Origin of the sequence: Acinetobacter sp. WCHAc010052 (assembly GCF_002165295.2) — a bacterium.
In the GTDB taxonomy this organism is placed as follows: domain Bacteria; phylum Pseudomonadota; class Gammaproteobacteria; order Pseudomonadales; family Moraxellaceae; genus Acinetobacter; species Acinetobacter chinensis.
In genome coordinates this window covers 212,664-238,315 of the sequence record NZ_CP032143.1, presented here as the reverse complement: position 1 = coordinate 238,315, position 25,652 = coordinate 212,664, and the positions used below count along the sequence as shown (strand labels likewise).

Here is a 25,652-nt window from a genome sequence, read left to right as displayed (position 1 = left end):
TCATGTCGAATCAAATCAATTCTAAAAATGCGCCAAAAAACTATGATGCTGGCGATATGGTAGATGCATATTCACTTGCTGAATGTGATATGCAGTGGATGAGTGTAGCTATCACTGATATTAAAAAACGAATTAAAGAAATCAAAAACAAGTTGGACAATGCAAATGTAATTGGGCTTTATGATTTAGAGCACGTTGTAGATATGTACCAATACATTGCTGAAAATCGATTGCATCATTATTCGGATGAAACCGAGGCATATCAAGCTGAATGGGATGCAGATAAAAAGGCGGTGACACTATGAACATCACCGCCTCCATCAAACCCGATAGTATCTTAGCAAATTGCACGGTATTTAATCCACTGGATGAAACATATCTAAATCATCCCATCATTGAGCGTTTTGGCCATCCATCACAGCCGATCTATGTTGACCAGTGCAATGTCGATATTAACGGCATGAGCTATGACAATCCTTTAATTCTGCCTATCTATGATGGGCAATTAAATCTTGTGCAATGTGCTGTATTACAGGATGGCCAACGTGTGCAAGTCATGCCAGATGGTCTGGCAAAAGGCTTTGCATGTTATGGCGAGTTTCATCATGACAAGCCTGTAATTATCACTTATGGCCTGGAAACTTTCTTTAAAATTACCCAGACCGGCTACGCCGTGGCATTGGTGTTATTGCCTACCCTTTGCAATGCCAAACAAGCAGAACTCAAGCCGTTTGATTTTGAGCAGATCCAATTTGTTATCAATCAACTTTCAAATGCCGGATATGCCCAGCTCTATCTGCCAGTGCGCCCCGAACATATCCAGCTTGAGGCATTCCAAAATCTTGAGAAAAATACGGCGGTTCGCTTACTTAATCAGCACATCGTTATAGATGAGCAAGGCATTAAAAACGAGTACCTGATCGAGCTGTACAAGGAGGATGATGCAGAGGAAATTGCTATTTTTCTTGATGAATCTATCAAGCGCTTGCCGACAAAAAGCATTTTACCTAAAGGTCATTTAGCCAAGCCCTTCAGGATGGATGACGGCGCATTTCTGCATATCCTGGAAAATGGCCTCTATCTGATCAAAGAAAAAAGAGATGAGGATGGACAGCTTAAACAAACCAGAACTTTTATCTGCAATTCAGCCATTATATTAGGCGAAGCGCGCAGTCTAAATAATGACAACTGGAAGCGTGTTATTCAGTTCCACGACAAAGACAACACCTTACACCGGTTGTTAATCCCTTATGAGCATTTTATGGGTGAAGCCCAGGAAGCACTCAAAATTATTGCTAATCATGGCCTGATGCCACCGCGACAAGCCTACAAGAAAAATGTATTCATTAACTACATTCAAGACTACCCGATAGAACAGCGTTTCCGCTGCGTGGATCGTGCTGGATGGCATGGCCATTGTTTTGCTACACCAAATAAAACTTATGGCAACAGTGAAGATGAAGAACTACTTTTTCACAGTGACAGTAAAAGCCCATATACCGTATCTGGGACCTTTGATGAATGGCAGGATCTTAGCAGGCTGATTGAACCTCATGCTTTAGCAGTACTGGCATTTTCATGTGCCTTTTCAGGGCAATTGGTTTTGCCCCTAGGTGCTGAAAGTGGTGGCTTTCACATCTATGGCTCATCGACCGATGGCAAAAGCACAATTACTAAAGCAGCCTGTAGTGTATGGGGTAATCCAAAGCATATATCCAAATCATGGCGGACCACGGATAACGCTTTAGAGAATGAAGCAGAACTCAGAAATGATAGTTTTTTAAATTTGGATGAACTTCGCCAGGCCGTACCTAAAGCTGTGTCTGATATTGTCTATATGCTTACCGGTGGCCAAGGCAAAGCCCGAAGTACCAAGTCCGGAAAAAACCGTGATGCCAAACAGTTTAGCCTTATGTATACCTCTACTGGTGAAGTCACCCTTGAGGAGCATTTACGCCGTGGCAGTATTGAACTGGATGCAGGCCTATTATTGCGCTTTGCTCATATTCCCAGTGATGCAGGTAAAGGATACGGCGTATTTGACTGTATTAATTATGGTGCAGCACCACAGGACGTTGGTAACCGCATTAATGAACTGGCATCACAGCATTATGGCCATGCTAGTATCAAATGGCTTGAATATCTGACACAGGATAAAGATGCCGTCATGCAGAGAGCCCAAGCCCTACTAGATAGCTTTATTGAACAGCACAGCCACATCAAGAATGGCCAAGCCAGCCGCGTTTTACGGCGTTTTGCACTTGTGGCCACTGCTGGAGAATTAGCAACACAAGCAGGCATTACAGGATGGCAGCAAGGACGTGCATTTGAATCCGTAGCGCAATGTTTTAAAGCTTGGCTGGGTAATCTAGGCAATGGCGAGAACATGGAGGAAACCAAAACGCTTGAGCATATTAAGGCCTTTTTCGAAGCCAATGGCACAAGCCGTTTTGAGGATCTAACCGTAATCCGACAGGCAGATGGTGAAGTACTACGCCAAAGGATTCATAACCGTGTCGGCTACTATGACCCCGAAGAAAGGACCTACCTTGTATCCCCAACCATGTTTAAAAAGGAAATGTGCACTGGGATGAATGAGGCCAGCGTCAAAAAGGCATTGATTAAGCATGGCTGGATTAAGGAGTTTATCGAGGGTGATAAAAAGCTGTATGTGAAGAAATCCAGCAATACCCTACCCGATGGCACACGCCCACGAATGATGCATTTCAGTGCAGAAGCCATGCAGAACCTAGACAGTGAAATCTGAAAATTATATTTATAAGGTGGACGCAGTGGACATGGTGGACATAGGAGGAATCTTTATAATTAATACCTTGTTATATATGAATATTATTCTGTCCACTTTATATAAACATATCTATATTAATAGGTGGACATAAGGTGGACACGACACAAGGTAAATATATCCTGTCCACTTCTTCTATTTTATCTGTCCACTTTTTTACTATACAAATTGATATGTAGGTGGACTAAATTAATTATTTAAAAACATATAGATAATTACCAATGTCCACTTTGTCCACCATGTCCACTCAAAAGGACTCATATACATAAGCAACAGGATAAGAGGAAGCTTTTTACCAACTAACTCACATTGTCTTATAAGGTTATTTGATACAATCTTACTTAATTGATAAGCATTGGCACCTAGCATTTAAGTATAAAAATATCGATGGAAATAGTTATTTCACTATTGATGATCTATTACGGTCACTTATTTGCCCTGCACCGCTAACCATAAGTTTTTTCAATAAAGCATCACGCCCATTTTCAATAGACCACTGCATTTCTTCATCTGTAATAACTGTTGCAATAAGGAACTGCATATTTCCATTAGGTAATTTGATGTCTGTAGGTAACGGTTTTTGTGCTTTGGCTATCAGTACATTGATGGTGTCATTTTCATCATTACCCACAGGTATTTCTTCAATTGTTAAACCGTTGTTTTTTTCAACTCTAGTTAATAAATCCACATCATTCAGTAAAACTATATTTCCTGTCCATTGCATAAACCAAAGTGGCCATTCTGCATTTTCTTTTGCAATCATGAGCACTTCATATCCATAGCCAGCCTTTCCAGTAGAAGGCATGGCTCTATTCTTTTTTTCTAATTTTGATGAGCTTGAAATGACCCGTCCTTGGTCATTATGTTTAATCTCAATATCAGTAGCTGTTAAAGTTGAAGGCATATCACTATTTGTAAGGCCAAAAGTAGAATATACCCATAGCCCTTTTTTGATTTTGTCGGCAGGTATTACATAAAAACCACCACCAGGCCAAACACCAAATAAGTTAGAAGCTTTCATAATGTCGTTAGGTAACTTACCTATATTTTTCTCATAGAAGGCTTCTCTTGCGTCATAGACATGTTGCCATTCTTTTTCTTCACTATTTTGAGCAAAGCCAATTGTTGATGCTGTAAGTGTAGTGAGTCCCAATAAAAATTTAATAAACTTCATATTCTTAAGCATTTATTTTCTCTATGTGTGAATGCGAGTGATTCTATCAAACAATTGTCATGGGTGTGCTGGGTCGTGACCCTGAAACGAAGAATTTTCCGAATGGTGGCAGCATTACTACATTCAGCGTGGCAACTTCCGAATTTTGGAAAGACAAGACCACTGGAGAACGTAAAGAGGCAACGGAATGGCATAGAATCACCACCAACGGACGTTTAGCGGATGTTGCAGGCAAGTACCTCAAGAAAGGCGGAAAGGTTTATATCGAAGGCTCATTGCGTACAAGGAAATGGAAAGACCAAAGCGGTGCAGATCGGGAGGTAACAGAGATTCGAGCTGATGAGCTGCAATTGCTTTAATGCTCGACTGGTGGGCTTATGATTTTTCTATTTTATTACTAATTGCTTTGGATGCTAAAGCGGCCAAGATAATAACTTTAATCTTATCTAATTGCTCTGTACTTAACCATTGCCATTTAACAGGGGTTATCCAGTGCCATATTAATGATATGCACATAACTATGAATAAAAACCAAAGAATCCAAAAAGCACATATAAATGCAAAGGCAAAATGATCTTTCCATTTTTGATCTCTAGTATGATCATTCTGAGTGGCTTTAATTTTTAATTGTTTATCAAGTTCTTCACTTTCACTATTTAATTGTTTATTTAAGTTTTCATTAGATGGCTCTGGCTTGTTATTAATAGAGCCATCTTCAACTTGAAGAATTTTATCATTACTAACTGTTTTTAACTTGGTGGGGTCAATTGTAGACAATGTTGATTACCACCTAGCTGAAGTACTTATGGTATAAGTTTTGGTAATGACTTTGGATGACATTATTGGGAATTAATTCAGCCCATCCAACACCTTTTCCGTATGTTTCTGACCATGGAGTATCTGGAGCATGAGTAATATCAGAAAGTTGATATGCACTAAAATCACCATAACTTGCATAAGTAAAATGGATAATTTGATGCTCTCTTTCATTGAATTGAGTTGGAAATTGGAGGATAGGGTCCATAATTAGACTTGAACCATAAATCTTTAACTCTTGATAAAGATTAGGTATAACTGGGCCAAACTTCCAAGCTTGTACCTCATCATAAATCAACGGTTCATTAAAAACTGCAAGCATCCAACCATGTGCAATATAAACTAATTTAAGCAATTGCATTTGAGTAAAATATTTACCGTCTTGATTACCAAGCCTTGTAAATTCATCAGCAACTTGAAGTGCAGTATGAGCCATGCTGTACCTCCTATAAGTAAATGCGGAAAACATTCCACACAGAGTCTTAACGACTATCAAACCTTCTAATTGTTGTCCAAGAATTACAACAACCCTCAGCGAAAGGCAAGGCATTATACATACCCTTACATTTCATATATATGGCTTTATATGCATATTTAAAGATAAAACGGCATATTCTGACGTCCTAATTTGAGCTTTTGACCGACAAAAACAATGTGAATTTAGCTATACAAGACATAAGCAATTTAACTTGATAGCCCCACATTTAAATCAACATGGTCATTCAATTAAAAATCAAATAAATAACATTAAGTATTTGTATTTTAAGTTATTATACACAATATTTGCATTTTATGCGTCTAATTGATAACTTATGCATAAGTTAATTAAATAAGGTTTATTTAAAATGGCATTTCGCTCAGATGAAGAAATAAAGGATGGGCAAGAATTTGCACAAAAATATTTGCTATCTCGATTAACGGATATTAGTCCAGAGGAACTATCTGAAAGTAGATCAAAATTAAATGACCTCTTCTTGGAGCTAGGACCTGTAATCGACACATACCCTAGTTGGCATCCACTAATTAGTGATAAGCGTACAAATTATGATCTGTTAGTGCCGAATAAAGAGTGTGGCTATAAGGGGTTAGATCATACTGTTTATTTTGCAAATGGTTTTATCACATGTCCATATGATGACGGTCAAAATGTTTTAGACTCAGTAATTAACCTAAAATACAATCCAGTCGCCGATATTACTGCAGAACGATTGGATGTTAAGTTTTACGCTAAATCAGCAACTCCAATTCTTGTACGTTGTAATTGGCAGAAACCTTTAGCAGACGATGGCACAATTCCTTTATCAATAGCAATTCCATTGCTACTCGAAAATGAACTTCCTCACTGGAGAACCGCAGAGGTAGCGGAAACATGGGAATCCATGCGACCTTATTTCTTAGGTAAACCTAATGGTAAAAGATCATCATTATTTGTAAATCAAGAAACAGGTCAAGCAATTAAAAAAATATGGGAATCATTAATTAACACTGGAATGTTTGGTCCGATAATGATTAGACCTTGAAACATTAGTTTTCTTTATCTTTTTAAAAATAGATAATCATCCTGAAGGATCAATATTCTAATAGGGTGATTATTTAGGTGAACAGCTTACGTTAAAAATTAGGCATTAAATCCTATTCAACCCCATGTACAGTAAGGCTTTAGCCTTTTTTGATAAATCCTCATTCTGTCCACCTACGTCAACCTAAAAAATGCATTTCGTATAGCAATAACTTGGTCACATTCTAAATGTCATCAAGTTATGTGCCATTTCAACCATTCCATCAACGTAGAATGAAAAACGCCGTGTATTTGGTTGTGCAACAGTGGTGTAATTTACTTGGACGCCTCTATGCTTCAAACCACATAAAAACCCTACTGAGGGCCTTACAAATAAAGCATCACAGCTCTTTTATGTACATTGTTGAAAGTAGTGTTTTGTCCAAGTACGTCCAAGTAAATCCGTATGACTACGTATAACAAATTCAGGATTTAGAATCCGAAATTCTACCCTTATGGATTTCAAATCTATGAGGGTTAAAACGCACTGGTACATATACCGTTCTGTGTCGCTACTTGTCGCAAAATGGCTTTAAATCTTGTTTGACAAGGCACTCATAAAAACACCTATAAAAATGCGCTCAAAGCCAAGCCATTCAAAATGGTATAGCGTTTTAACCGGTTATTGATTCTGTATGACTACGTATAACAAGGTTGGGGGGTAAATCATTATTTTCAGATTGATTTAATTACCTTAACAAACCATCAAGGAAAAGACCCTTAAAATGGTTTCAAAGCTATATACAGCAAGGTTTTCCAGCATTTTACTAAAAATGAATTTCGTCAAGGTAAAACTTATTTGCTGCATGGTTGTATTAAGAGTTTCTGAGACACAATGCAGTATCACATTTGCTACCAAAATCACACTCAAACATAAGCACTGTAAGGCTTGCATTGCTTTTAACAAAAATTCATTTCGTGTCTCTACGTGTCGCAAAATTGGCCTGGTACATCGATGTGTATTACGCCGTACCTTTTTTCTTAATGGACCATAATCATAAAGTGCTCTTAAATGGCCTTAAAGCTATGTGCTGTATGGTTTAGCTCTACTTTGATGTGTTTAGATTTTATCAAGGTACATCAAGGTAAATACTCGAATAAATCTTGGTAGCATTTCAAATGTGCCTAAGTTTTCACGATAGTCGAATGGTTATTATCACCATGCAGGTACAACAAGAATCACACCCCATTAAGTCACGAATGCCAGGCCCATACGCTCTCTATAGTTATGTTTTATGTGTTTTCTCGGCTCGGCTCCTGTTTTTTATTCAAATCTGACCTAAATCATTAGTAAAATAATGCAACGTGTTTTGCACGTTTTAGATCTAATACACTGATTCATATTAAGTAAATGGCTTTTTAATTACCTTGACATACACCCTATAAAACATGGTGTTTTATACGTAAATAAGGGTGATTGATGTGATTTTTATGCTGTTTTTATGCATTTTTATGCTTAAAACGGCCTTAAAAATGCAATTGAGGGGTATCTCGTGTGATTATTTTGGCAATTATTGCGGATTTTATGCATGAAAAGAGAAAGTAAGCGTACGGTCGAAGATTGTCTGAATATAGATAGTCGAACTGTGGCCAGATCCAATATGCTTGTAGACGGCGCCTCTGGTACTTGGGTATGGAAAATAGATAACCAAATTAGCTCATCGATGGGTTATGAGTATCGGCATGGCACTCTAATCCTTTCCTTTACGCAAAATAGTGTTAATCACCGGCTGCACATCAAAATAACTACCACGCCATGCAACTACGGCAATCACCGGTACTGGTTTATATGTCCTGGTAATGATTGTGGTAACCGTGCCGCAAAGCTGTATTTCGTTGATGGCCAATTTAAATGCAGGAAGTGCCACAAGCTTAATTACCTTATCCAGCAGTGCAATAAGGAGCATGTAGCAAGAATTAATATGCAGCGAATGCGAATTAAGCTCGGATGGCCATTAGATCGTGAAGAAATACCATTCCTTAAGAAGACTTATAAGCCACTCAATAAAAATGCAAAAACATTCAAGGCTATGGTTGCTAAGCATGATATGTATGAACGCCAGGCCAATGCTGCAGCTATAGCATCCCATAATGCATTCATGGATAAAATTGAAAAGTTTATTGAAAAATAGCTGATAGGAATTAACGTTATGTGAACGTCCGTTGAAATGCCATTGAAGCAGCGTTACTCACAAACCCATACTGCCGCTCAAATTTGCCATTTTAAATGCGGAATACGACCTTTTAGATTTCAAATCTAATAAGGTTTGGCCTGGAGTCTTTCAGGTTACCAAGGTCGAAAAATGCACCCAATACGCCCTATTTTTTGCTTTACGTTACCACTTAGAAAAGACCATTAAAACCAAGCTCAAAGATAAGCACAGCAAGGTTTATGCTGCTTTTGACGAATATTCATCTCGTATCACTACGTAAAACAAAAAATTAGGTTTTATAAGGTTTAAATAATAAGTTTTGACAGGTTTAAATACCAAGTCCAGACCATAACAATTGATAATAGATACAGCGCTTAATGGGTGGGTAATTATTGGGTTTTTACTGGGTTTAAATGTCTAGTTTTGTGAGGTTTTAATCATAGGTTTTACGGATAATTCGCAAATTGTATAAATATGCTGAACGTCCGTACTTTTGATTATTTTATATACGTGGACTATGTTACTACATCAAAAAAATGCTGTTACCACATCAAAACCTGTATATCCGATTTCCTGTTACCACATCAAAACGATATGCCTTATGCGATGTTTCGGCCAAATAAAAAATATAACTTCTTGTTAACTGCTACGGCGTTCTAAATGTCGGGTTTTGTGGGGTTGTGAACTTAGGATTACTTAGGATTTACGCCGTCTGCAATACTAAGTTTTACTAAGTCCAGACCATAACAATTGATAACAGCATGGCATTTTTGAATCTCAGGTTTTGACAGGTTATCAATGTTAAGTTTTGACAAGTCCGAGCAGTAAACGGAAAGTAGTATTTTGTAGTAGTCCAGACCATAACATTTGATAACAGGTACGGCGTTTTGCATGTGAGGTTTAAAGGCTTTTCATGTCAAAGAAAATGTCAGGTTTTTTCAGGTTCAAACCTTATCAATTCTTAACAGTGCAGCAGAAAAACATGCCGTAATCATGCCGTAATGAAAGTGAGGTTTTGTGAGGTTCAAAGCGTTTGAGCATCTTTGAATATTAGGTTTTATAAGGTTTTGTATTTTTAAAACTGAAGTTTTCTGAAGTAGGACGACGCAAAATTGCGTTGGCTAACCTGAGTTTTCCGTAGTAGTGATGAACTACGAAACTTTCGTACAGTCATACAGTGTGAGTATGGTCAAAATGACCACCCCGATACAGGATTTCCTGTACTGATACCGATAGCGGATTTCCATTATCGCCTTACTCAAAATTGCGTTGGCTAAATCTATGTTTTAAAAGCAAAGCTCAAAAGTGAGCAACGGTATTCACTGAGCGAAAAATTGCGTTGAGTGGGTGCGTCCAAATATAGGCAGACCTCAAAAGTGAGTTTTGCACGTGACTATCGGTCACTCACAAAGATAACCCCAACTTTGGGGGAATCTCTTAACTACCTTTAAAGTGTAGTAGCGGATCGGGAACATTTACCCCATTGGGGGATATGCTCAAAGTTGAGCGCATCTAAACAGCCGAGCTACTTAATCAACCACTTGGACGGCTAAGTTAATTTAGGATTACGTTATCGTTTCGGTAATCACCGAAACCCATGCAAGTGACTAGCTCAAAGATAGTTAGTGAGTAGCTTAAAGATACCCACAAAGGATAGGATTCTAAATCTAACCCCCATTGGCATTTTAAATGTGAATGGGTACGCATTTTAAATATGCTGTTTAGGAGCATACTGAATGCAGACCATGTACCAGTGCGTACCTGAACCACTAAACAGAGGAGCAGCTTAAATACTTTATGTGGCATCCATTAAATAAGGGAGGCAAAAACACAGCAAACCTGAGTTACCTATTCTTATAATCAAAAGAAACGCATGGGCGTGCGAGGCAGAGCGTTAAAGCGTGGTTTTAGCCTTTAAAATCACAATATAATTAAAATATATTTTTGGGTGCGGTCATCCGATCTATCAGACTGGAATATGTGAGCATCCCCCACGGCGCACCTTGTCCCTCAATTGAGGGAGCAGGGTCACATTTCAAATGCCATCCTTTAGATATACTCATTTAGCACATCGAATCTGAACCGCCAAATCAGACCTAAAACAGGAAAATAGAGGGTACTTTTGCGTGTTGGGGGTATAAATGGGGGTATATGTGGAAATTAAAACAAAAATAATCAATATATAACAACAACTTAAATTAAAAATATGACTCCCTCTCTCACCGCCAAGATTCAGTTCCACCTTATCCAGTGGAATTAAAAAGGCTTAAACTGTTATGGTTTAAGCCTTTTTTACGTCCTGTACATTCTGACTGCCCATTCTCGAGAGTCATTTCGGGGTATAAATGGGGGTAAAACAACCCGACTCCTTCCTCTTTAATACACGTAAACAGCAACAATTAAACAACCCGCCGCATTACAGTACTGAAAACATCTCAGCAGAGATAAAAAAATAAAGGACTGCAGCATACAATCCAAACAAAAACAGTTACATTCTGCATAAAAAAATCAGAACAGAAGTGTTCCAATTCCTGAATTCATCGTTTAGCATCAAATGACGATCCCTGTTTCATCCATAAAAAAACCAATAAACAACAAGGAGTAAATAAAAACAGTAAAACCTATCATCAGGATGCAATGTTCCGAACCTAAACTTAAGAAACAGCAGAACAGAATTCTGCGACCAAGCCAACAGAAGCACTTAAGACTCATAGAAACTGCTATTCGGGAGCGACAATGAATAACAGCATAAATTATGTAAAACAGGTCAAAAATGCTAAACGCGGTGGATATACCCCCACCATTGCCAAGGATGTAAATAAACACAAGGTTCAAAAAGCAATCCAGTTAATTGAAGAATGGAGAAAATTAGCCAGTGAGCTGAAACCCCAGTTACAATTTGATATGGCTTTTACCCTCGAAGAATGTGCCCAGGATCTGGATAAAATTCTGAGGAGCAAATAAATTTCACATAACAATACAATGATTTCAGAAAATTCATTTCAAAATTAAAACAAGATCACCAGCATGAACTCAGGTTGAACCTGAGTTCATTTACTCCTGAATCATCTCCAGAGACCATTCTGTTTTGTCTTATCAGAGTAAAGCAGCTCAAAGACAATCTTCAGGATCTGAACTTTAGCGGACAGATCTATATTTAGTTTTCCCAAACTCATTAATCGGTTATTTTTTGGCTTGCATTGAGTCAGAGTTTCTGTAAAATGCACTCCACAATGCCGGCATAGCTCAGTTGGTAGAGCAACTGACTTGTAATCAGTAGGTCCACAGTTCGAATCCGTGTGCCGGCACCATATACTTAGCCTCACTTATTCAGTGGGGCTTTGTTGTTTTTAAAGGTTTTAAAATTTAAATCAGTTTCGCATCCATCTTTATAAATATAAACAGTCAGATGTGTTCTGCACAGACCTGAACATAACGCACCAGCCCATCCTTATACAGTTTTTTGCACAATCGGGCAGTCATCTGAATTTTCAGAATATCCAGTCGTGATCCAGCATTCTGCTGCTCCAGTTCCGTGACAGTCTTTATTTTTGGGAAAATATAATCTGAAAAACCATGCAGTACAGGTTCAGACATATCCTCAATCACAATCTGCCCATAGCCATGCTGCTGCAATAACTGCGCTAAACCCGTCTGATCATATAAATATGCCAAACTGACATCAGCCGATTTCAGTAATGCCTGATATTGCAGTTTTTTTATGGTTGATACAGTTTGCCAGTCATCTGACAGCACCAGGCAGTGAAAACCTAACCGTGCTTTTGAATTTAAAACAGCCGTGACTGATGTCAGAAATGAATTCAGATTGCAGTGATATGCTGCATCTATGCACATCACCGCATCAAATTTCCTGGAAAATAAAACAGAGTTTAAATTTAAAAAAGACTGATGGTGAATCGCGGTCAGTTGAGGCAGTTTTTCTTTAATACGAAGCACACACTGGTTCTGTAACTCAACTGCTTCCAGCTCCTGAATCTGATAATGCTCAAGCCAGTGCTGAAGACTTGCCCCCTGCCCACAGCCCAGATCAAGCAAACGGTCATCTGCTTTCAGCTGTATGGCTTGTGCCAGGTGATCTGCCAAATGACAGCAGGCTTGAGGATAGGAAGATGTTGCATCATTCCAGTATCCCAGGTTGGTCCAGGGCAGTTCAGCATTATCCCCAAGTGCCACCGCATTAATGGCATATTTGTGCTGAGGTAAAAACTGCTGAATTGCCTGTAACCATTTCATCTGATCAATAGCCGAGTTGCGGTGCAACCTCAACTTTAGGTTTTAAGCCTTTAAATGGCAATGGTGCACCAAAAATCTCTGCAATCTGCATTGCAGAAGTCACAGCAGACTCAAGAATCGGTAGACCATCACACGACCATGAACCACAGTAAAAGACCTTACGGTCTGCCATTTTATGGCGTTCCTGTAACTCTTTATTCAGTGCAACCGTCTGCATATCCACAACTGCACGGGTCAGTGTCACAGTGGAAATCACTTTTTTCGGATCAATTTCAGTCACCGGACGCCATGTCTGAAAAACAGGGGATTTTCCAACCAGACTCGGTTCAATCGAGTTCAGCCATACCGTAAACTGCTGACGGGTAAATTTACGGTCCATCATATAACTGAGCACAGCCCAGTCTTTGCGCTTAGGCGGCATCACTGTAGGGTCAGTATGAATCACGAGATCACCTTGCTCAAATTTAAACTGTCTGAGCAAAGCTATGTCATCTGCAAACTGTTCGGCATCGAGGAATTCTTCAACTTTTGTTGTTGGTGTCGCAACAATCACCCGATCAAAGACAAATTTTTCATCTGCTGAATTTAAGATCTCTACCTTTTCGCCCTCAGTTCTGACTGAAGTAATGGCAGAACCACTGTAAATATCAATGCCATTGATCAAGCCATCAACCAGTGCGGAAGTTCCCCCCTGGATTCTTAATAAGGCATCGCCATCTGTCAGCTGACGCAGAAATGTCAGTAACGGTTTCGCTGGCCATTCACCGATGGTTTTCGGGTTACAGGTACAGATGGTGTACAGCACCGGCATAACAGCACCATGCCAGAATACTTCTTCAATGTCGTTTTTATTGATGAAATCTGCCAGCGTCATGTCCTGCTGATCAGATTTAAAAAACTGATGTATTGCGGTTTTCAGCTGCAGCATTCCTTTCACCAGCCGCCATCCGTACTGCTGGATTCCTTTACGGTTATTGATGATCGGTAAGTTACCGATCCGGCTGCGCGATGTGGTCAGCCATGTTTCTGTTTTATCTTCAAACAACCAGCTGCAAGCCATATATGTCCGCACAGGAAATGCCTTTATTCCCAGGTAAGCTGCGAGACTGAGCGTATTTTTCCACAGATGGGGATTCATTACCCTTAAAGGGGCATCAATCAGACCACCTTCAAACTCAGTACTGTGACTGTCCATCCCCCGACCAGGCAAAGCCTCAAAAATTTTAATGTTATGCCCTGCATCCTTGAGAATTCTTGCGGTAGCCAGCCCAGCCATGCCACTACCAATGACTGCAATTTCCAAAGTAATTATCCATCAGTTATACACTGCCCGAAATTATGTACCAGGCGCAGGCAAAACAGGCTATTAAAAAATGCCAGATTCAGACTGTTTACAATTGTCCATCAATAGCAGAATATTTTTTAAATTTACAAAACTTTACACTCAATGATGGCAACTTTAACTCCAAGTATTTGTTTGAATTTTTGGTTGTTTTTCCAAAAAATCCTTTAAAAAAGCAAAAATAAGTTGAACTTCTGTCAGTAAACCCATTTACAAAACAATAAGTCGACACTAAGATACGATTCAACAAAAACGATAACTGTGTCACAAAAATTATTTTAAAGAACGCAGTTAAAACAAGTAACTACAGCGCAAAAAAAAGCCAGAAAAAAACTAAGCCCCCGAAAGGGGGCTTTTTTTTATTTACATCATTTAAATTGCAGTTTCGATCATTTTATGTACTGACCGGAATTGCACCAAATTTGCCATTGTTGAAATCATGGAATGCCTGGATGATTTCATCACGGGTATTCATGACAAATGGACCATGCCCCTGAATCGGTTCATTCAGTGGTTTACCTGTCAGGACCAGAAATTTTGCATCCTGAGCAGCTTCCAGCTGAATAGTGGATTCACCATCCTGGGCAAACATCACAATCGAATGATCGAGCACTTTCTGAGTACCATTCAGCAACATTTCACCTGCAAGCACTACCACCAGGCTGTTGTGATCCACAGGGACATGAATATGCTCCACATGACCGGCTTTCAGTTCACCATCCCATACATTGACCGGACTGAAAGTTGAAGCAGGACCTGCATGTTCAGCAAATTTTCCTGCAATGACACGGATATGCCCTGCACCGTCTTCAAATTCAATACGTGGAATATTCTGCGACTCAATCGCCTGATATTTTGGAGCCGTCATTTTGTCTGCGGCAGGTAAATTCACCCACAGCTGCACCATTTCAAACAGACCACCTTGTGCCGCAAAAGCAGGTGAATGAAACTCTTCATGCACCAGTCCTGCACCCGCAGTCATCCACTGCACATCACCCGTCTGGATGGTACCACCACCGCCTGCCGAGTCTTTATGAGTCACCTCACCGCTGTAAGCAATGGTCACCGTTTCAAAGCCACGGTGAGGATGTGAACCCACACCATGCTGAGCTGTGGTCGGATCAAAATGATACGGTGCTGCATAATCCAGCAATAAAAATGGGCTGATTGCCTGTCCAAGACGGTCATAGGAAAACAGATTTTTTACAGGAAAACCGTCACCTACCCAATGCATATGCTGATTGCGGTACACGCCAGTAATTTTTTTCATTGCAATTCTCCTACCAGGGTCAGACAGCAGCCATACTGGATATCTGCGTATTGACCATTGGATTTAACATGCGTCTATTTTAGTGCTTACTGGGCGCATATACAGTACTCAGAACAGTATTCAGCTTCCTGTAAACAGGACAATATTAAAATACATCACAAAAACAGGATTAAAAGTTATTTAAAAGAATTATTTAGCAACTTATTCCTATTTTCAGGATTATCTATCCTGCTCAGCTGTCTTCATTACGACTTTTTTTCTGTTTATGATGAATTCATCAACTTTTATATAACCTGTAAATACAAAAAGGAAAGATCAACATGGGTACTCCATATAAACGCCTCGATAAAGATAATGCAGCTGTTTTACTGGTCGATCATCAGACCGGTTTACTGTCTCTGGTTCGCGATATTGACCCAGATAAATTCAAAAATAACGTCCTGGCCGTCGCGGCTGCTGCAAAATATTTTAATTTGCCGACCATTTTAACCACCAGTTTTGAAAACGGTCCAAATGGTCCTCTGGTTCCAGAACTCAAAGAAATGTTCCCTGATGCACCGTTTATTGCCCGTCCAGGTCAGATCAATGCATGGGACAATGAAGACTTCGTCAAAGCGGTCAAAGCAACCGGTAAAAAACAGCTGATTATTGCGGGTGTCGTGACTGAAGTCTGTGTGGCTTTCCCTGCACTGTCTGCACTCGAAGAAGATTTTGAAGTGTTTGTTCTGACAGATGCTTCGGGAACCTTTAACGAACTGACCCGTGATTCTGCACTGAACCGTATGTCCAGCGCCGGCGCTCAGCTGATGACATGGTTTGGTATGGCATGTGAGTTACACCGTGACTGGCGTAATGATGTTGAAGGTCTGGGAACCTTATTTTCCAATCATATTCCTGACTACCGCAACCTGATCAACAGCTATAATTTCAATACATCCAGATAACAGATGTTTTGATCAGAAGGACAATATCCTGAGCTTACAGGGTATTGTCCTTTTTTATGTAAATCTCAGGATGATGTAATGCAAACCGAAACTCAGTTATGATCATCACAGCTCTACTGCTTCGGGATTTTCATGCATTCTTTTGATGACTATTATTATTTCTATCTTGTGGTGAAACATGGTGGCTTCAGTACAGCAAGTGAAGCCAGTGGCATTACCAAGTCCAAACTCAGTCGCCGTATTCTGGATATGGAAACCCGATTCAACATCAGTCTGATTCAACGCTCCACCCGCCATTTTAAAGTGACCCCGCTTGGACAGGAGTTTTTTGAGGAATGCAGCAAAGTCATTGCTCAGGTCGAATGTGCCGAAAATGTCCTGCTGAGGCAGAAAAGTGAACCTCAGGGGCTGATCAAAATCAGTTGTCCATCGGTCATGATGCATTTTCAGATCCGCAACTTACTGAATCAGTTTTTAAAAGATTATCCTAAAGTGCAAATTGAACTGGAGCTGACCAGCCGTCGGGTTGATCTGATTCATGATGATATTGATCTGGCTATCCGTACCAGTTTTCAGGGCAATGAAGATTCCAGCCTGATTGTACGTGATGTGATTAAAACCACGCACTGCCTGGTGGCAAGCCCTGCACTGCTGCAACAGCAGACCATTGAACATTTTTCAGAACTGCATCATTTTCCAAGCATTGTGCTCGGGACACAGAAACAGCAGTATATATGGCTGCTCAATAACCTGCAGCACAATGAAAAGATCGAAATTCCACTGACTCCACGGGTGAAATGCAATGATCTTGCTGGGGTGTATTATGCAGTGAAAGATGGACTTGGAATTGCAGATCTGCCTTATCTGACGGTGCATGAGGATATCCGTTCAGGGAAACTGATTCATTTACTGCCTGAATGGTGCTCCAATATCGGAACCGTTCAGCTTGTTTATGCATCCCGTAAAGGACAACGCCTGGTGATGGAAAAACTGATTGATACGCTGATGACAGGACTGCGTGAAATGGCAGAACAATATGAAGGGTATCACCTCTGATCATGCCAATTTATAGCTGATGCTGTTTATCCACCTTAAAACGGATACCACCTTCGATATAATCTTTTAAATATCTGCCGATCAGTTTCGGGTCTTTGACCGCCGTTGGCCAGAAATGCTCCAGACCAATATCACTGATCACGTTTAAAATAATGTTAAAAGTGAACAGCACTTTTAAGGAAACTGCATCAGGTTCTGCTTCAGGCATAGCTTTCTGTAAAAGTTTAACCGCAGCTTCAGAAATGGGAACTAAAGTTTTTGCAACCAGAACCCGCCCTTCATCTCCTGCACTGATCGTTTTAGAAAAGAATTTCAGATGCAGAATGCCATGATCCTTTTGCAGAATTTTCACCATCGGTTTCATCATGGCATCCACAACATCAGACACCTGAACCTGTTCAGGGTCAATGGCTTCCAGCAGTGCCAGACTGTCTGTCACATAGGAATGCATCACAAAATCCAGCGCAGCTTCAACCAGTCCCCATTTGGACTGAAAGTGATAATACAGTGCTGATTTATTGGCAACACCTGCTGTCTCATTGATTTTCTGCACCGACAGTGTTTCGATATTGTTCTGAGAAAACAGAATAATTGCGGCTTCGATTAGCTTGTCTTTGGTCTGCTGACTCATTCGGTGTCCATTCTTTTGTGCATCATCTTTTTACTTTTCAAAAATTCAGCTTTCTATGAAAGACTGCCCTGATCCATCTTAATTTTCATTTTTCAGTATTATAGAAAAAATCAGGTGAATCAATGCAGTTCATTATAAAAAGAAACGTACTTCAGAAACACATTGGTATAAAAAATAAACCAGCTCATATTTCAGAACTGGTTTATGCGGGAGCAAACAGGATTAATTACAACCTTTTGCTTCAAAGTCTTCTTTGGATATGTATTTCATATCTGGCAGATAATCACCCATCACAGTTTTTTCCTCACCCCATGCTTTCACATTCTGTACAGCCTGCTTAAACTCAGGGTCTGGTAACAGGTTACGCATGATAAAGATGCCTAAATCACCATGTCCAACTGCTTTTCCATCTTCTCCCATATAGCCTGAACCACGAGGACTGAGCTGTAGATAGTTCACACCGCATGCTTCAGTTGCATTGGCTGGACGGTCTTCAGGTAATGAAGCCACAATGGTATAGAAACCGTCTTTATCGACATTTTTGATCTGTTCGTCATACAGACAGTAATTGGTTGCTGTCGTGATCAGTTCATTACTGCAGATCGACCAGTAGCGCACATCTGTTTTTTCAAACAGCGGATCATTGTTCAGGGTTTTCACTGTTGGCGGCAATTTGCCACGCAGTTCCATCACTTTACCTAAACGGCGGCTGGTCATGGCAAATACATATTCATTGTCAGGAGTCGCCCAGTAATTCAGTTTTGGAGTAACAGGCTGACCTTCACATTTATCAATTGGTTTTTTGGTCACTGGATCAAATTTATAAATACATTTGATGTTGTCCACGCCACTGAATGCCTTATACCAGGTTGGAATCTGCTGAGCCGGGAAGCCTTCATGCAGTTGCTGATTAAACAGTGCCAGTGAAGTTGCTTCTGAAATGGTCGTGGTTTTCTGAATAGGTGTCCGTTTAACCTGGAGCACATTACATGCATCGTTACCTGTTTTTACCTCTCCATTTGCCAGCTGTACTTTAAAGCGTGGGAAACTGGCATTGCCCTTTTCATCCATATTTTTATTCGGAACATAGACACGATAAAGCATGGCAACTTTATTACCCTCAGTTTTTGGAGCGTATAAAGTATTTTCAACAGGGTTTTCTGGTAACTCACCCAGCTCCAGCTGAGCAGTATAGGAACGACTTTTATCCAGTCGGTTATTGCCTGGAATAAATGGATTCACAGAGCCTTTATTCGGTGCAATGGTCGAATCCAGCAGTGAATTTACTCTAAGCCCTTCAGCGGTATAACTGACCAGAGAAAAATGGCGTGAATACGGATAATCACCATCAATCGTGACTTTGGCTCCTTCTGGTACAGCAAATTCCGAAGACCAGTAATTCACATTCGAATCAGGGAAAGCAATATTCAGAGGGTCTTCGCCTGTACCTGATTTACTGCTGAATGAGTTTTGCCACATACAGTCTGTCAGAGCCGATGGCTGCTCAGGCTGAACCGTCACTGTGGAATTATCATCACTTCCACCACCACATGCAGTTAAACCCACAGAAGTTAAAACAGCGGTCAGCACTATATTTAATTTAAATGTATTTTTCATTTTCCTTTATCCATGTCAGTCGCATTGTAAAACTTTGCGAACAAATTGCTCCTTTCATTCAAAACTTCCCTGTTTTGAATATTTAATCCAATCGGATTAAATTTATATTAATCCAAATAGATTAATTTGCAACCATCATTTTAAACTACTCTGTTCAATGCTGGTTTCATTCAAAAAAAAATTCACCAAAGCAAAAAAATCAGACACGAGGTCTGATTTTTTGTACAGCATTTAAGGATGAAAAATACGGTTCTGGCTTAGATTTTACCGATCAGATCAATGGATGGTGCAAGTGTTGCATCACCTTCTTTCCATTTCGCAGGACAAACTTCACCTGGATGTGCATGAACATACTGTGCAGCTTTCACCTTACGAAGAAGTTCCTGTGCATCACGACCAATACCACCTGCATTGATTTCAATGATCTGGATTTTACCTTCTGGGTCAATCACGAAAGTTCCACGATCCGCCAGACCATCAGCTTCGATCAATACTTCAAAGTTTTTCGCCAGTGTCCAGGTTGGATCACCGACCATGGTGTACTGAATTTTTTTGATTTCATCAGAACTGTCATGCCATGCTTTATGAGTGAAATGGGTATCTGTAGACACTGAATAAATTTCCACACCCATTTTCTGAAATTCAGCATAGTTATCTGCAAGATCGCCTAATTCGGTTGGACAAACAAATGTAAAATCAGCAGGATAGAAAAATACAACTGACCATTTACCCGTCATGTCTTTTTCAGACACTTCAATAAATTCACCATTTTTGTACGCTGTTGCATTAAACGGTTTGACTTCAGTATTGATTAAACTCATTTGGTATTCCTTCAATTCGTTTCGGGGATTGCTTATCTGTGAAACTAGAATACGAAACTCTTTAAAATAGGTAAAACAGTAGTTTTTTATAAAATTAATCGAAAAAATAGATTTATAAATTCATTTAACTTCTGAAAATTCATTGAATACACCTATCAATCAACGCTGTTGAATTTCAATAAAATTAAGCAAATCTGACCAGACTTAGCCACGCTGAATCTGCCAATACTGATTTATATTGCTGTGGAGAGATTTTAACCTGATGCGATAACCATGCACGACAATAACTTTCCGTCGCACCAATCACTAAGGACAGTAGTAATTCATTGGGAATATTTTGAATCACCTGCTGGTCATGAAACTTTTGAACCAGATTCATTAAATAATGATTACGCTGCTGATTCTTTTGCTTTAATTCAGCTGTATCTTCCTGACGTTTTACCATCGCACTCGATAGATATAAAAACCGCGCAAAATCAGGAAAATCCGTCACCCAGTCAATATAACTATGCACAATCGCTTTAATCGCATCCTCTAAGGATTGGACTTCAAGTAAAGCCTGTTCACGGCGCTCAGCCTGATCCTGTAAAGCTGTCAGATATAAGCTCCGGACAATGCCTTCTTTATTTTTAAAATGGTGATAAATCGCACCGACACTGGTTTCTGCACGTTCACGGATCATTTCGATATTGGTCGTTTCAATGCCTTGATTTAAAAAACAATCCAGTGCTTCATTCAAAATAATACGCTTTAATTCAGCACGACGACCACTGTAGATTCGTTCTAATAACACCAGATTATTCATCGCCAAACTCACATATTTTCGCCCATCAATGCCTTCGATTGACTCTTATATACAAAGAACCTGATTCCCCAGCCAATAACAGAATATTATTCCGTATTAGAATTATATTCTGATTTATTCAAACAGGAAAGAACAATGAGCCAGGCATTAAAATTATGGAACAGTTTTAAAAATAAACCTGCTGGGAAATGGACATTTTCAAAATTAATCTGTCTGAAAGCACCTTACTTCAGCAGCATTTCGCCTGTCTTTGAACAGCTGAAAGAAAATTATTGTGAAATTAACATCAAAAAACACCGTGCTGTGCTGAATCACATTGGAACGGTGCATGCGATTGCGATGTGTAATATGGCGGAACTTGCAGGCGGAACCATGACCGATGCAACTGTGCCATCATCGCATCGCTGGATTCCAAAAGGCATGACCGTGGAATATTTAAAGAAAGCGGAAACAGATCTGACCGCGACTGCCACGCCTGTAAATGCTGATTTTCAGTGGTCAGAAGGCAGTGATTATCTGGTCAATGTTGATGTCAAAGATACGGCAAATGAAACTGTGTTCAGAGCCGTGATTACAATGTGGGTGTCAGCGAAAAAATGATTATGTAAATCCCTTTTTTAATAAAGGGGATTTCCCTCATGCCGTTTTATTTTGATATTAGCCAATGCTCTGGAAATATTACAGACCTTGGCTCCAGTATCACATTTGAATGTTCTTTCAGCTTTAGTTCTATTTTATTAATTTCATTTAAATATTCTAAATATTTAAATTGAAAGCTGTACCTTTTATCTGCATGTTCGAATACCCATAAAATCCGATCTTTTTCATGAACGATATTTATTCCTTCCCAACCTCCATCATCAGCAATGCCACATGCGCAAGTAAATATTAAATAACGTCCACTTTTTTTTAAGGATCGCTTTAATTCATCCCAGACTACAAGCCCTGCCTCAAAATTCTGACTGGAACATAAATCCTGGTTATCTATCAGTAATTTTAAAAAAGCACAGTTTGTGAATGTAATACCCTCTATTTCAATAGCCACATGATCAGGTATAAACTCGAGTTCCAAACGAAAATTATTCATCACTGATGACTTTATCCATTTTTATTTTCTCTTTTCATTCTTTATCCAATAAAAAACCCTCTGCTTCCGCAAAGGGTTGAGTGACCACTGTCTTTTAATCAGAACGGTAGATCATCATCTAAATCAGCAGGTGCTGCGGCTGGAGCTGCAGGTGCTTTTGGTGCAAAACCACTTGGGTTATTGTTGGCATAACCAGACTGAGGTGCCTGACCGCCATAACCACCCTGGTTGTTTCCACCCTGATTACCATAACCGCTCTGCTGGTTATTGTTATAACCACCCTGACTGTTATTGTTGAAACGTGGCTGTTCAAAGCCCTGACCCTGTTCACTCTGCTGGCGGTTGCTGTCCAGCATCTGCATCTGGTCACCACGGATTTCAGTGGTATAGCGTTCCTGTCCATTCTGGTCAGTCCACTGACGAGTACGCAGTGAACCTTCGATATAAACTTTTGAACCTTTACGCAGATACTGCTGTGCGATTTCACCTAAACGGTTATGCAGTACAATGCGGTGCCATTCTGTCTGTTCTTTACGTTCGCCTGAGTTTTTATCTACCCAGGAATCGCTGGTTGCGATAGAAAACTGAGTGAGTGAGCCCCCGTTTGGGAATGTTTTCGTTTCAGGATCTTTACCTAAAGTACCCACTAAAATAACTTTATTTACACCACGCATCAGACGTATTCTTCCTGTATGTTTCTATTATTTACTTTATAAGAGTTATGATTAAATGGCTACCTCTTTCCCCAACAAGTGCGTTAAATGTTGTCGCGCAGCATCATCGATCTGCTGTTTATCAACTTTAATATAAGCAACCTGCTGGTCAGACATCACCACGACCTCTTCAATACCACGAATGGATAAAAGCTGAGAAGTCCATTCGTCCGTTTGTTTACCTTCAGGCAAACTGAACACAAAAGAAGAAAGATAACGTGGCTGAGCCAGCCCAAAACTGACGAGCAGCCAGATTATAGCAATACCGGTCAGGATACTCCAACCCAGCGCAGTATTATTCAGCATCAACAGCTGTCCGCCCAGCGTCCCCCCTGCGAAAGCCCCCAGGAACTGAGCACTGGCATTGACTCCCATCGCAGTTGCTTTGGACTGAATCGGTGCAGATTTGGACATCCATGAAGGCAACAGCGCTTCCATCACATTAAAAGCAATAAAAAATAAACCCAGTCCCAGCAGCAGTACATAACGGGATTCATAACCAAAGATTAAAATGGCAAGACCGGCAACGATACCGCCAATGGCAGTTAAGAAAATGCCCCGCATTTTGCGGTATTTTTCAGCCAGGATAATACTTGGAAAAGCAAAAAACAGACTGATTACCAGTAAAGGTAAATACACAATACCGTGTTTTGAAAGTGGGATATCTGCATAACCAATCAGTTGTGATGGCACATAAATGAACATTGCTGTCAGCAGTAAATGCAATGAAAATACCGAAACATGCAGACGGTTCAGGTCTTTCATTTTCAGTACCTGCTTCAGCTGTTTCAGATAACCCTGCCGGAAGTTTTTATGATGACGTGTGGTTTTAGGTACCATGAACAGCATCAATATTGCCAGCAGCCCCATCAGGGTCGTCACCCAGAACAGCCCAGAGATACCGACCAGACTGGTCAACCACGGTCCGAGACTGAATGCCACAACAAAGGACATTCCAATACTCATACCCATCACCGCCATGGCTTTGGTACGCTGTTCCTCACGGGTGACATCGGCAAGCAATGCCATAACCACCGCCGAAACTGCCCCTGCTCCTGCAATCGCCCGTCCAATAATCACACCATAAATGGTTTCAGACATCGCAGCGATTGCACCACCTAAGGCAAATAACAATAAGCCAAATACAATAAGCGGTTTACGACTGAAACGGTCAGCCCACAGACTGAATGGAATCTGTAAAAGTGCCTGACTTAAACCGTACACGCCAACTGCAAGACCAATCAATGCAGGTGTTGCATGCGCATAGGACTGCCCTGCAACAGCAAATACAGGAATAATCATGAACAGACCGAGCATGCGTAAGGCAAAAATACTGCTTAGGGCAAAAGTTGAGCGGCGTTCCAGTGCATTCATCATATTTACAGGCTTTAATTTCAGGACAGTCTGAGTAATTTCACATCATCGCATATTGCAGTGACTTTGTGGAAATCGTAAATCAAAAAGGGCGCAAATCTGCGCCCTTCATTGTAATCATTTTTCTTAAAAAAGGATTAACCGATGCGTTCCTGACGTTTCGTATACTGAATGGATGCAATCACTGCCCATACAATAAACGCCACACCGATCAGACCGGTTACCACTTCAGGTACGTGTACCCCTGTGCCACTCGCCAGCATAATAAATGCCAGTGCACCAATGGCATAATGCGCACCGTGCTCCAGGTAAATATAAGCATCCAGTGTGCCTTTTTCCACCAGGTAAATGGTCATCGAACGCACGAACATCGCACCGATGGCTAAGCCCAGCATAATGATCACAACGTCCGAGGTAATCGCAAATGCGCCGATTACACCATCAAAGCTGAATGATGCATCCAGCACTTCCAGGTAAATAAAGCCACCAATACCGGCTTTAATCACACCCGTTGGTGCGCCATTGGAGTCATGTCCTACAGCATTGCCGTCTTCATCAACTTCAGGTTCACCACCCAGTAAGTGACTGAGTACCTGTACGCCCACATAGACCACAATCCCCCAGATCCCTGCCATAACAACAACCAGACGGGTATCTTCAGCAATGTTTGCTGCCATGATCAGTAAAGCAATCAGCGCAAGAAAAACCGACATCGCAGGGACATTGGCCAGGCTTGCCAGACGTTTTTCCAGCCACTTGAACCAGTGCGTATCTTTACCTTCATCCAGGAAGAAGTTCAAAAACACCAGGAGCAAGAATGAACCACCAAAAGCAGCAATCTCTGCATGATGCGCCATCAGTTTTTTCGAGTATTCAATTGGGTTATTCAGTGCCATCTGTACAACTTCAAACATACCCATGTCTGCGGTCACTGCAACGATCACCACAGGGAAAACCAGTCGCATACCAAAAACAGCAATCAGAATACCAACTGTCAGGAAGATCATTTTCCAGAAATGATCCCAGTTGCGCAGTACAGAAGCATTGACAACAGCATTGTCAAAAGACAGTGACACTTCCATCACAGCAAGAATTGCAGTAATGGTCAATGCCGTGAACATGGCCTGTATTCCTGCATTCGGACCGTGATTCAGCCCCCAGTATGCAGATATTCCCAGACACACGATCGTAAAAATAATTGAGAAACCAAAATGTTTCCACATGACAGATC

23 protein-coding genes and 1 tRNA gene are annotated in these 25,652 nt (G+C 40.4%); 10 read left to right on the top strand and 14 right to left on the bottom strand.

Going from position 1 to position 25,652, the window contains the following annotated elements; genetic code table 11:
- The first annotated feature begins 2 nt into the window (after positions 1 to 2).
- Both CDG61_RS01500 and CDG61_RS01495 read left to right on the top strand, forming a co-directional pair.
- Positions 3 to 305 (top strand): hypothetical protein, encoded by a 303-nt coding sequence (locus tag CDG61_RS01500; RefSeq protein WP_087549797.1) that lies wholly within the window; start codon positions 3 to 5, stop codon positions 303 to 305.
- Positions 302 to 2,767, top strand: coding sequence for a DUF927 domain-containing protein (locus CDG61_RS01495; RefSeq protein WP_087549796.1), 2,466 nt, complete (start codon positions 302 to 304; stop codon positions 2,765 to 2,767). Before CDG61_RS01500 ends, CDG61_RS01495 begins: the two co-directional genes overlap by 4 nt.
- 436 nt (positions 2,768 to 3,203) lie before the next feature.
- On the opposite strand, the gene CDG61_RS01490 is transcribed toward CDG61_RS01495, so the two are convergent.
- Positions 3,204 to 3,992, bottom strand: coding sequence for a suppressor of fused domain protein (locus tag CDG61_RS01490; protein WP_087549795.1), 789 nt, complete (start codon positions 3,990 to 3,992; stop codon positions 3,204 to 3,206).
- 47 nt (positions 3,993 to 4,039) lie between these two features.
- On the opposite strand from CDG61_RS01490, the gene ssb (CDG61_RS01485) reads away from it, so the two are divergent.
- The gene (ssb, locus tag CDG61_RS01485) at positions 4,040 to 4,339 is read left to right on the top strand and encodes a single-stranded DNA-binding protein (protein ID WP_087549794.1); all 300 of its coding nucleotides are present in this window, start codon (positions 4,040 to 4,042) and stop codon (positions 4,337 to 4,339) included.
- Between the two features lie 16 nt (positions 4,340 to 4,355).
- Here the strand turns inward: ssb (CDG61_RS01485) and CDG61_RS01480 are convergent, their stop codons facing one another.
- The gene (locus tag CDG61_RS01480) at positions 4,356 to 4,757 is read right to left on the bottom strand and encodes a hypothetical protein (protein ID WP_087549793.1); all 402 of its coding nucleotides are present in this window, start codon (positions 4,755 to 4,757) and stop codon (positions 4,356 to 4,358) included.
- Positions 4,758 to 4,770: 13 nt separating this feature from the next.
- Positions 4,771 to 5,232, bottom strand: a complete 462-nt coding sequence (locus tag CDG61_RS01475) for a Panacea domain-containing protein (protein ID WP_171405563.1) — start codon at positions 5,230 to 5,232, stop codon at positions 4,771 to 4,773.
- 409 nt (positions 5,233 to 5,641) lie between these two features.
- On the opposite strand from CDG61_RS01475, the gene CDG61_RS01470 reads away from it, so the two are divergent.
- The 4 genes from CDG61_RS01470 (at position 5,642) to CDG61_RS01450 (ending at position 11,818) form a co-directional block, all read left to right on the top strand.
- On the top strand, positions 5,642 to 6,316 hold the full coding sequence (locus CDG61_RS01470; protein ID WP_087549791.1) for a hypothetical protein: 675 nt from the start codon (positions 5,642 to 5,644) through the stop codon (positions 6,314 to 6,316).
- A gap of 1,567 nt (positions 6,317 to 7,883) precedes the next feature.
- On the top strand, positions 7,884 to 8,486 hold the full coding sequence (locus CDG61_RS17420) for a hypothetical protein (protein WP_147387764.1): 603 nt from the start codon (positions 7,884 to 7,886) through the stop codon (positions 8,484 to 8,486).
- A 2,757-nt stretch (positions 8,487 to 11,243) separates the two neighbouring features.
- The gene (locus tag CDG61_RS01455) at positions 11,244 to 11,471 is read left to right on the top strand and encodes a hypothetical protein (protein WP_087512076.1); all 228 of its coding nucleotides are present in this window, start codon (positions 11,244 to 11,246) and stop codon (positions 11,469 to 11,471) included.
- A 271-nt stretch (positions 11,472 to 11,742) separates the two neighbouring features.
- Positions 11,743 to 11,818 (top strand) — tRNA-Thr (locus CDG61_RS01450).
- 94 nt (positions 11,819 to 11,912) lie between these two features.
- On the opposite strand, the gene CDG61_RS01445 is transcribed toward CDG61_RS01450, so the two are convergent.
- The 3 genes from CDG61_RS01445 to CDG61_RS01430 all read right to left on the bottom strand — a co-directional run bounded on the left by CDG61_RS01445 (position 11,913) and on the right by CDG61_RS01430 (position 15,373).
- The gene (locus CDG61_RS01445) at positions 11,913 to 12,761 is read right to left on the bottom strand and encodes an SAM-dependent methyltransferase (RefSeq protein WP_087549788.1); all 849 of its coding nucleotides are present in this window, start codon (positions 12,759 to 12,761) and stop codon (positions 11,913 to 11,915) included.
- A 4-nt stretch (positions 12,762 to 12,765) separates the two neighbouring features.
- Positions 12,766 to 14,064 carry an FAD-dependent oxidoreductase gene (locus CDG61_RS01440; RefSeq protein WP_118847342.1) on the bottom strand — a complete coding sequence of 433 codons (1,299 nt, stop codon included), beginning with the start codon at positions 14,062 to 14,064 and terminating at the stop codon, positions 12,766 to 12,768.
- A gap of 433 nt (positions 14,065 to 14,497) precedes the next feature.
- Positions 14,498 to 15,373 (bottom strand): pirin family protein, encoded by an 876-nt coding sequence (locus CDG61_RS01430; RefSeq protein ID WP_087549786.1) that lies wholly within the window; start codon positions 15,371 to 15,373, stop codon positions 14,498 to 14,500.
- A 320-nt stretch (positions 15,374 to 15,693) separates the two neighbouring features.
- Here CDG61_RS01430 and ycaC point away from each other — a divergent pair, with 320 nt between their 5' ends.
- Together ycaC and CDG61_RS01420 are read left to right on the top strand one after the other, a co-directional pair.
- Positions 15,694 to 16,317: an isochorismate family cysteine hydrolase YcaC gene (gene ycaC, locus CDG61_RS01425; protein WP_087549785.1), complete on the top strand. Its 624-nt coding sequence runs from the start codon at positions 15,694 to 15,696 to the stop codon at positions 16,315 to 16,317.
- A 132-nt stretch (positions 16,318 to 16,449) separates the two neighbouring features.
- Complete coding sequence (locus CDG61_RS01420) at positions 16,450 to 17,373, top strand: LysR substrate-binding domain-containing protein (RefSeq protein WP_087549784.1); 924 nt, start codon at positions 16,450 to 16,452, stop codon at positions 17,371 to 17,373.
- Positions 17,374 to 17,383: 10 nt separating this feature from the next.
- On the opposite strand, the gene CDG61_RS01415 is transcribed toward CDG61_RS01420, so the two are convergent.
- The 4 genes from CDG61_RS01415 to CDG61_RS01400 all read right to left on the bottom strand — a co-directional run bounded on the left by CDG61_RS01415 (position 17,384) and on the right by CDG61_RS01400 (position 21,247).
- Positions 17,384 to 18,004 carry a TetR/AcrR family transcriptional regulator gene (locus CDG61_RS01415; RefSeq protein WP_087549783.1) on the bottom strand — a complete coding sequence of 207 codons (621 nt, stop codon included), beginning with the start codon at positions 18,002 to 18,004 and terminating at the stop codon, positions 17,384 to 17,386.
- A gap of 222 nt (positions 18,005 to 18,226) precedes the next feature.
- Positions 18,227 to 19,621 carry a hypothetical protein gene (locus CDG61_RS01410; protein ID WP_087549782.1) on the bottom strand — a complete coding sequence of 465 codons (1,395 nt, stop codon included), beginning with the start codon at positions 19,619 to 19,621 and terminating at the stop codon, positions 18,227 to 18,229.
- A gap of 257 nt (positions 19,622 to 19,878) precedes the next feature.
- A complete protein-coding gene (gene ahpC / locus CDG61_RS01405) occupies positions 19,879 to 20,442 on the bottom strand; it encodes an alkyl hydroperoxide reductase subunit C (RefSeq protein WP_087512069.1) in 564 nt (187 codons plus the stop codon).
- A gap of 184 nt (positions 20,443 to 20,626) precedes the next feature.
- Positions 20,627 to 21,247, bottom strand: a complete 621-nt coding sequence (locus CDG61_RS01400; protein ID WP_087549781.1) for a TetR/AcrR family transcriptional regulator — start codon at positions 21,245 to 21,247, stop codon at positions 20,627 to 20,629.
- 135 nt (positions 21,248 to 21,382) lie between these two features.
- Here CDG61_RS01400 and CDG61_RS01395 point away from each other — a divergent pair, with 135 nt between their 5' ends.
- Positions 21,383 to 21,847, top strand: coding sequence for a hotdog fold domain-containing protein (locus tag CDG61_RS01395; protein WP_087549780.1), 465 nt, complete (start codon positions 21,383 to 21,385; stop codon positions 21,845 to 21,847).
- 46 nt (positions 21,848 to 21,893) lie between these two features.
- Here the strand turns inward: CDG61_RS01395 and CDG61_RS01390 are convergent, their stop codons facing one another.
- From CDG61_RS01390 to CDG61_RS01375, 4 genes are all read right to left on the bottom strand, one after another.
- On the bottom strand, positions 21,894 to 22,334 hold the full coding sequence (locus tag CDG61_RS01390) for a hypothetical protein (protein WP_087549779.1): 441 nt from the start codon (positions 22,332 to 22,334) through the stop codon (positions 21,894 to 21,896).
- A 98-nt stretch (positions 22,335 to 22,432) separates the two neighbouring features.
- Complete coding sequence (ssb, locus tag CDG61_RS01385; RefSeq protein WP_087549778.1) at positions 22,433 to 23,008, bottom strand: single-stranded DNA-binding protein; 576 nt, start codon at positions 23,006 to 23,008, stop codon at positions 22,433 to 22,435.
- A 51-nt stretch (positions 23,009 to 23,059) separates the two neighbouring features.
- Entirely contained in the window at positions 23,060 to 24,424 is a 1,365-nt protein-coding gene (locus tag CDG61_RS01380; protein WP_087512064.1) for an MFS transporter, read from the bottom strand.
- A gap of 134 nt (positions 24,425 to 24,558) precedes the next feature.
- Positions 24,559 to 25,644: a DUF475 domain-containing protein gene (locus CDG61_RS01375; RefSeq protein WP_087512063.1), complete on the bottom strand. Its 1,086-nt coding sequence runs from the start codon at positions 25,642 to 25,644 to the stop codon at positions 24,559 to 24,561.
- Between the last annotated feature and the right edge of the window lie 8 nt (positions 25,645 to 25,652).

What these genes read in the sequence shown, in the direction of transcription:
- CDG61_RS01475 (WP_171405563.1), bottom strand. Translation starts at nt 5,232, where the DNA reads ATGGCTCATACTGCACTTCAAGTTGCTGATGAATTTACAAGGCTTGGT.
- CDG61_RS01495 (WP_087549796.1), top strand. Translation starts at nt 302, where the DNA reads ATGAACATCACCGCCTCCATCAAACCCGATAGTATCTTAGCAAATTGC.
- ssb (WP_087549794.1), top strand. Translation starts at nt 4,040, where the DNA reads ATGGGTGTGCTGGGTCGTGACCCTGAAACGAAGAATTTTCCGAATGGT.
- ahpC (WP_087512069.1), bottom strand. Translation starts at nt 20,442, where the DNA reads ATGAGTTTAATCAATACTGAAGTCAAACCGTTTAATGCAACAGCGTAC.
- ssb (WP_087549778.1), bottom strand. Translation starts at nt 23,008, where the DNA reads ATGCGTGGTGTAAATAAAGTTATTTTAGTGGGTACTTTAGGTAAAGAT.
- ycaC (WP_087549785.1), top strand. Translation starts at nt 15,694, where the DNA reads ATGGGTACTCCATATAAACGCCTCGATAAAGATAATGCAGCTGTTTTA.
- CDG61_RS01395 (WP_087549780.1), top strand. Translation starts at nt 21,383, where the DNA reads ATGAGCCAGGCATTAAAATTATGGAACAGTTTTAAAAATAAACCTGCT.
- CDG61_RS01400 (WP_087549781.1), bottom strand. Translation starts at nt 21,247, where the DNA reads ATGAATAATCTGGTGTTATTAGAACGAATCTACAGTGGTCGTCGTGCT.
- CDG61_RS01430 (WP_087549786.1), bottom strand. Translation starts at nt 15,373, where the DNA reads ATGAAAAAAATTACTGGCGTGTACCGCAATCAGCATATGCATTGGGTA.
- CDG61_RS01420 (WP_087549784.1), top strand. Translation starts at nt 16,450, where the DNA reads ATGCATTCTTTTGATGACTATTATTATTTCTATCTTGTGGTGAAACAT.
- CDG61_RS01455 (WP_087512076.1), top strand. Translation starts at nt 11,244, where the DNA reads ATGAATAACAGCATAAATTATGTAAAACAGGTCAAAAATGCTAAACGC.
- CDG61_RS01390 (WP_087549779.1), bottom strand. Translation starts at nt 22,334, where the DNA reads ATGAATAATTTTCGTTTGGAACTCGAGTTTATACCTGATCATGTGGCT.
- CDG61_RS01410 (WP_087549782.1), bottom strand. Translation starts at nt 19,621, where the DNA reads ATGAAAAATACATTTAAATTAAATATAGTGCTGACCGCTGTTTTAACT.
- CDG61_RS01415 (WP_087549783.1), bottom strand. Translation starts at nt 18,004, where the DNA reads ATGAGTCAGCAGACCAAAGACAAGCTAATCGAAGCCGCAATTATTCTG.
- CDG61_RS01375 (WP_087512063.1), bottom strand. Translation starts at nt 25,644, where the DNA reads ATGTGGAAACATTTTGGTTTCTCAATTATTTTTACGATCGTGTGTCTG.
- CDG61_RS01500 (WP_087549797.1), top strand. Translation starts at nt 3, where the DNA reads ATGTCGAATCAAATCAATTCTAAAAATGCGCCAAAAAACTATGATGCT.
- CDG61_RS01445 (WP_087549788.1), bottom strand. Translation starts at nt 12,761, where the DNA reads ATGAAATGGTTACAGGCAATTCAGCAGTTTTTACCTCAGCACAAATAT.
- CDG61_RS17420 (WP_147387764.1), top strand. Translation starts at nt 7,884, where the DNA reads ATGAAAAGAGAAAGTAAGCGTACGGTCGAAGATTGTCTGAATATAGAT.
- CDG61_RS01470 (WP_087549791.1), top strand. Translation starts at nt 5,642, where the DNA reads ATGGCATTTCGCTCAGATGAAGAAATAAAGGATGGGCAAGAATTTGCA.
- CDG61_RS01380 (WP_087512064.1), bottom strand. Translation starts at nt 24,424, where the DNA reads ATGATGAATGCACTGGAACGCCGCTCAACTTTTGCCCTAAGCAGTATT.
- CDG61_RS01490 (WP_087549795.1), bottom strand. Translation starts at nt 3,992, where the DNA reads ATGCTTAAGAATATGAAGTTTATTAAATTTTTATTGGGACTCACTACA.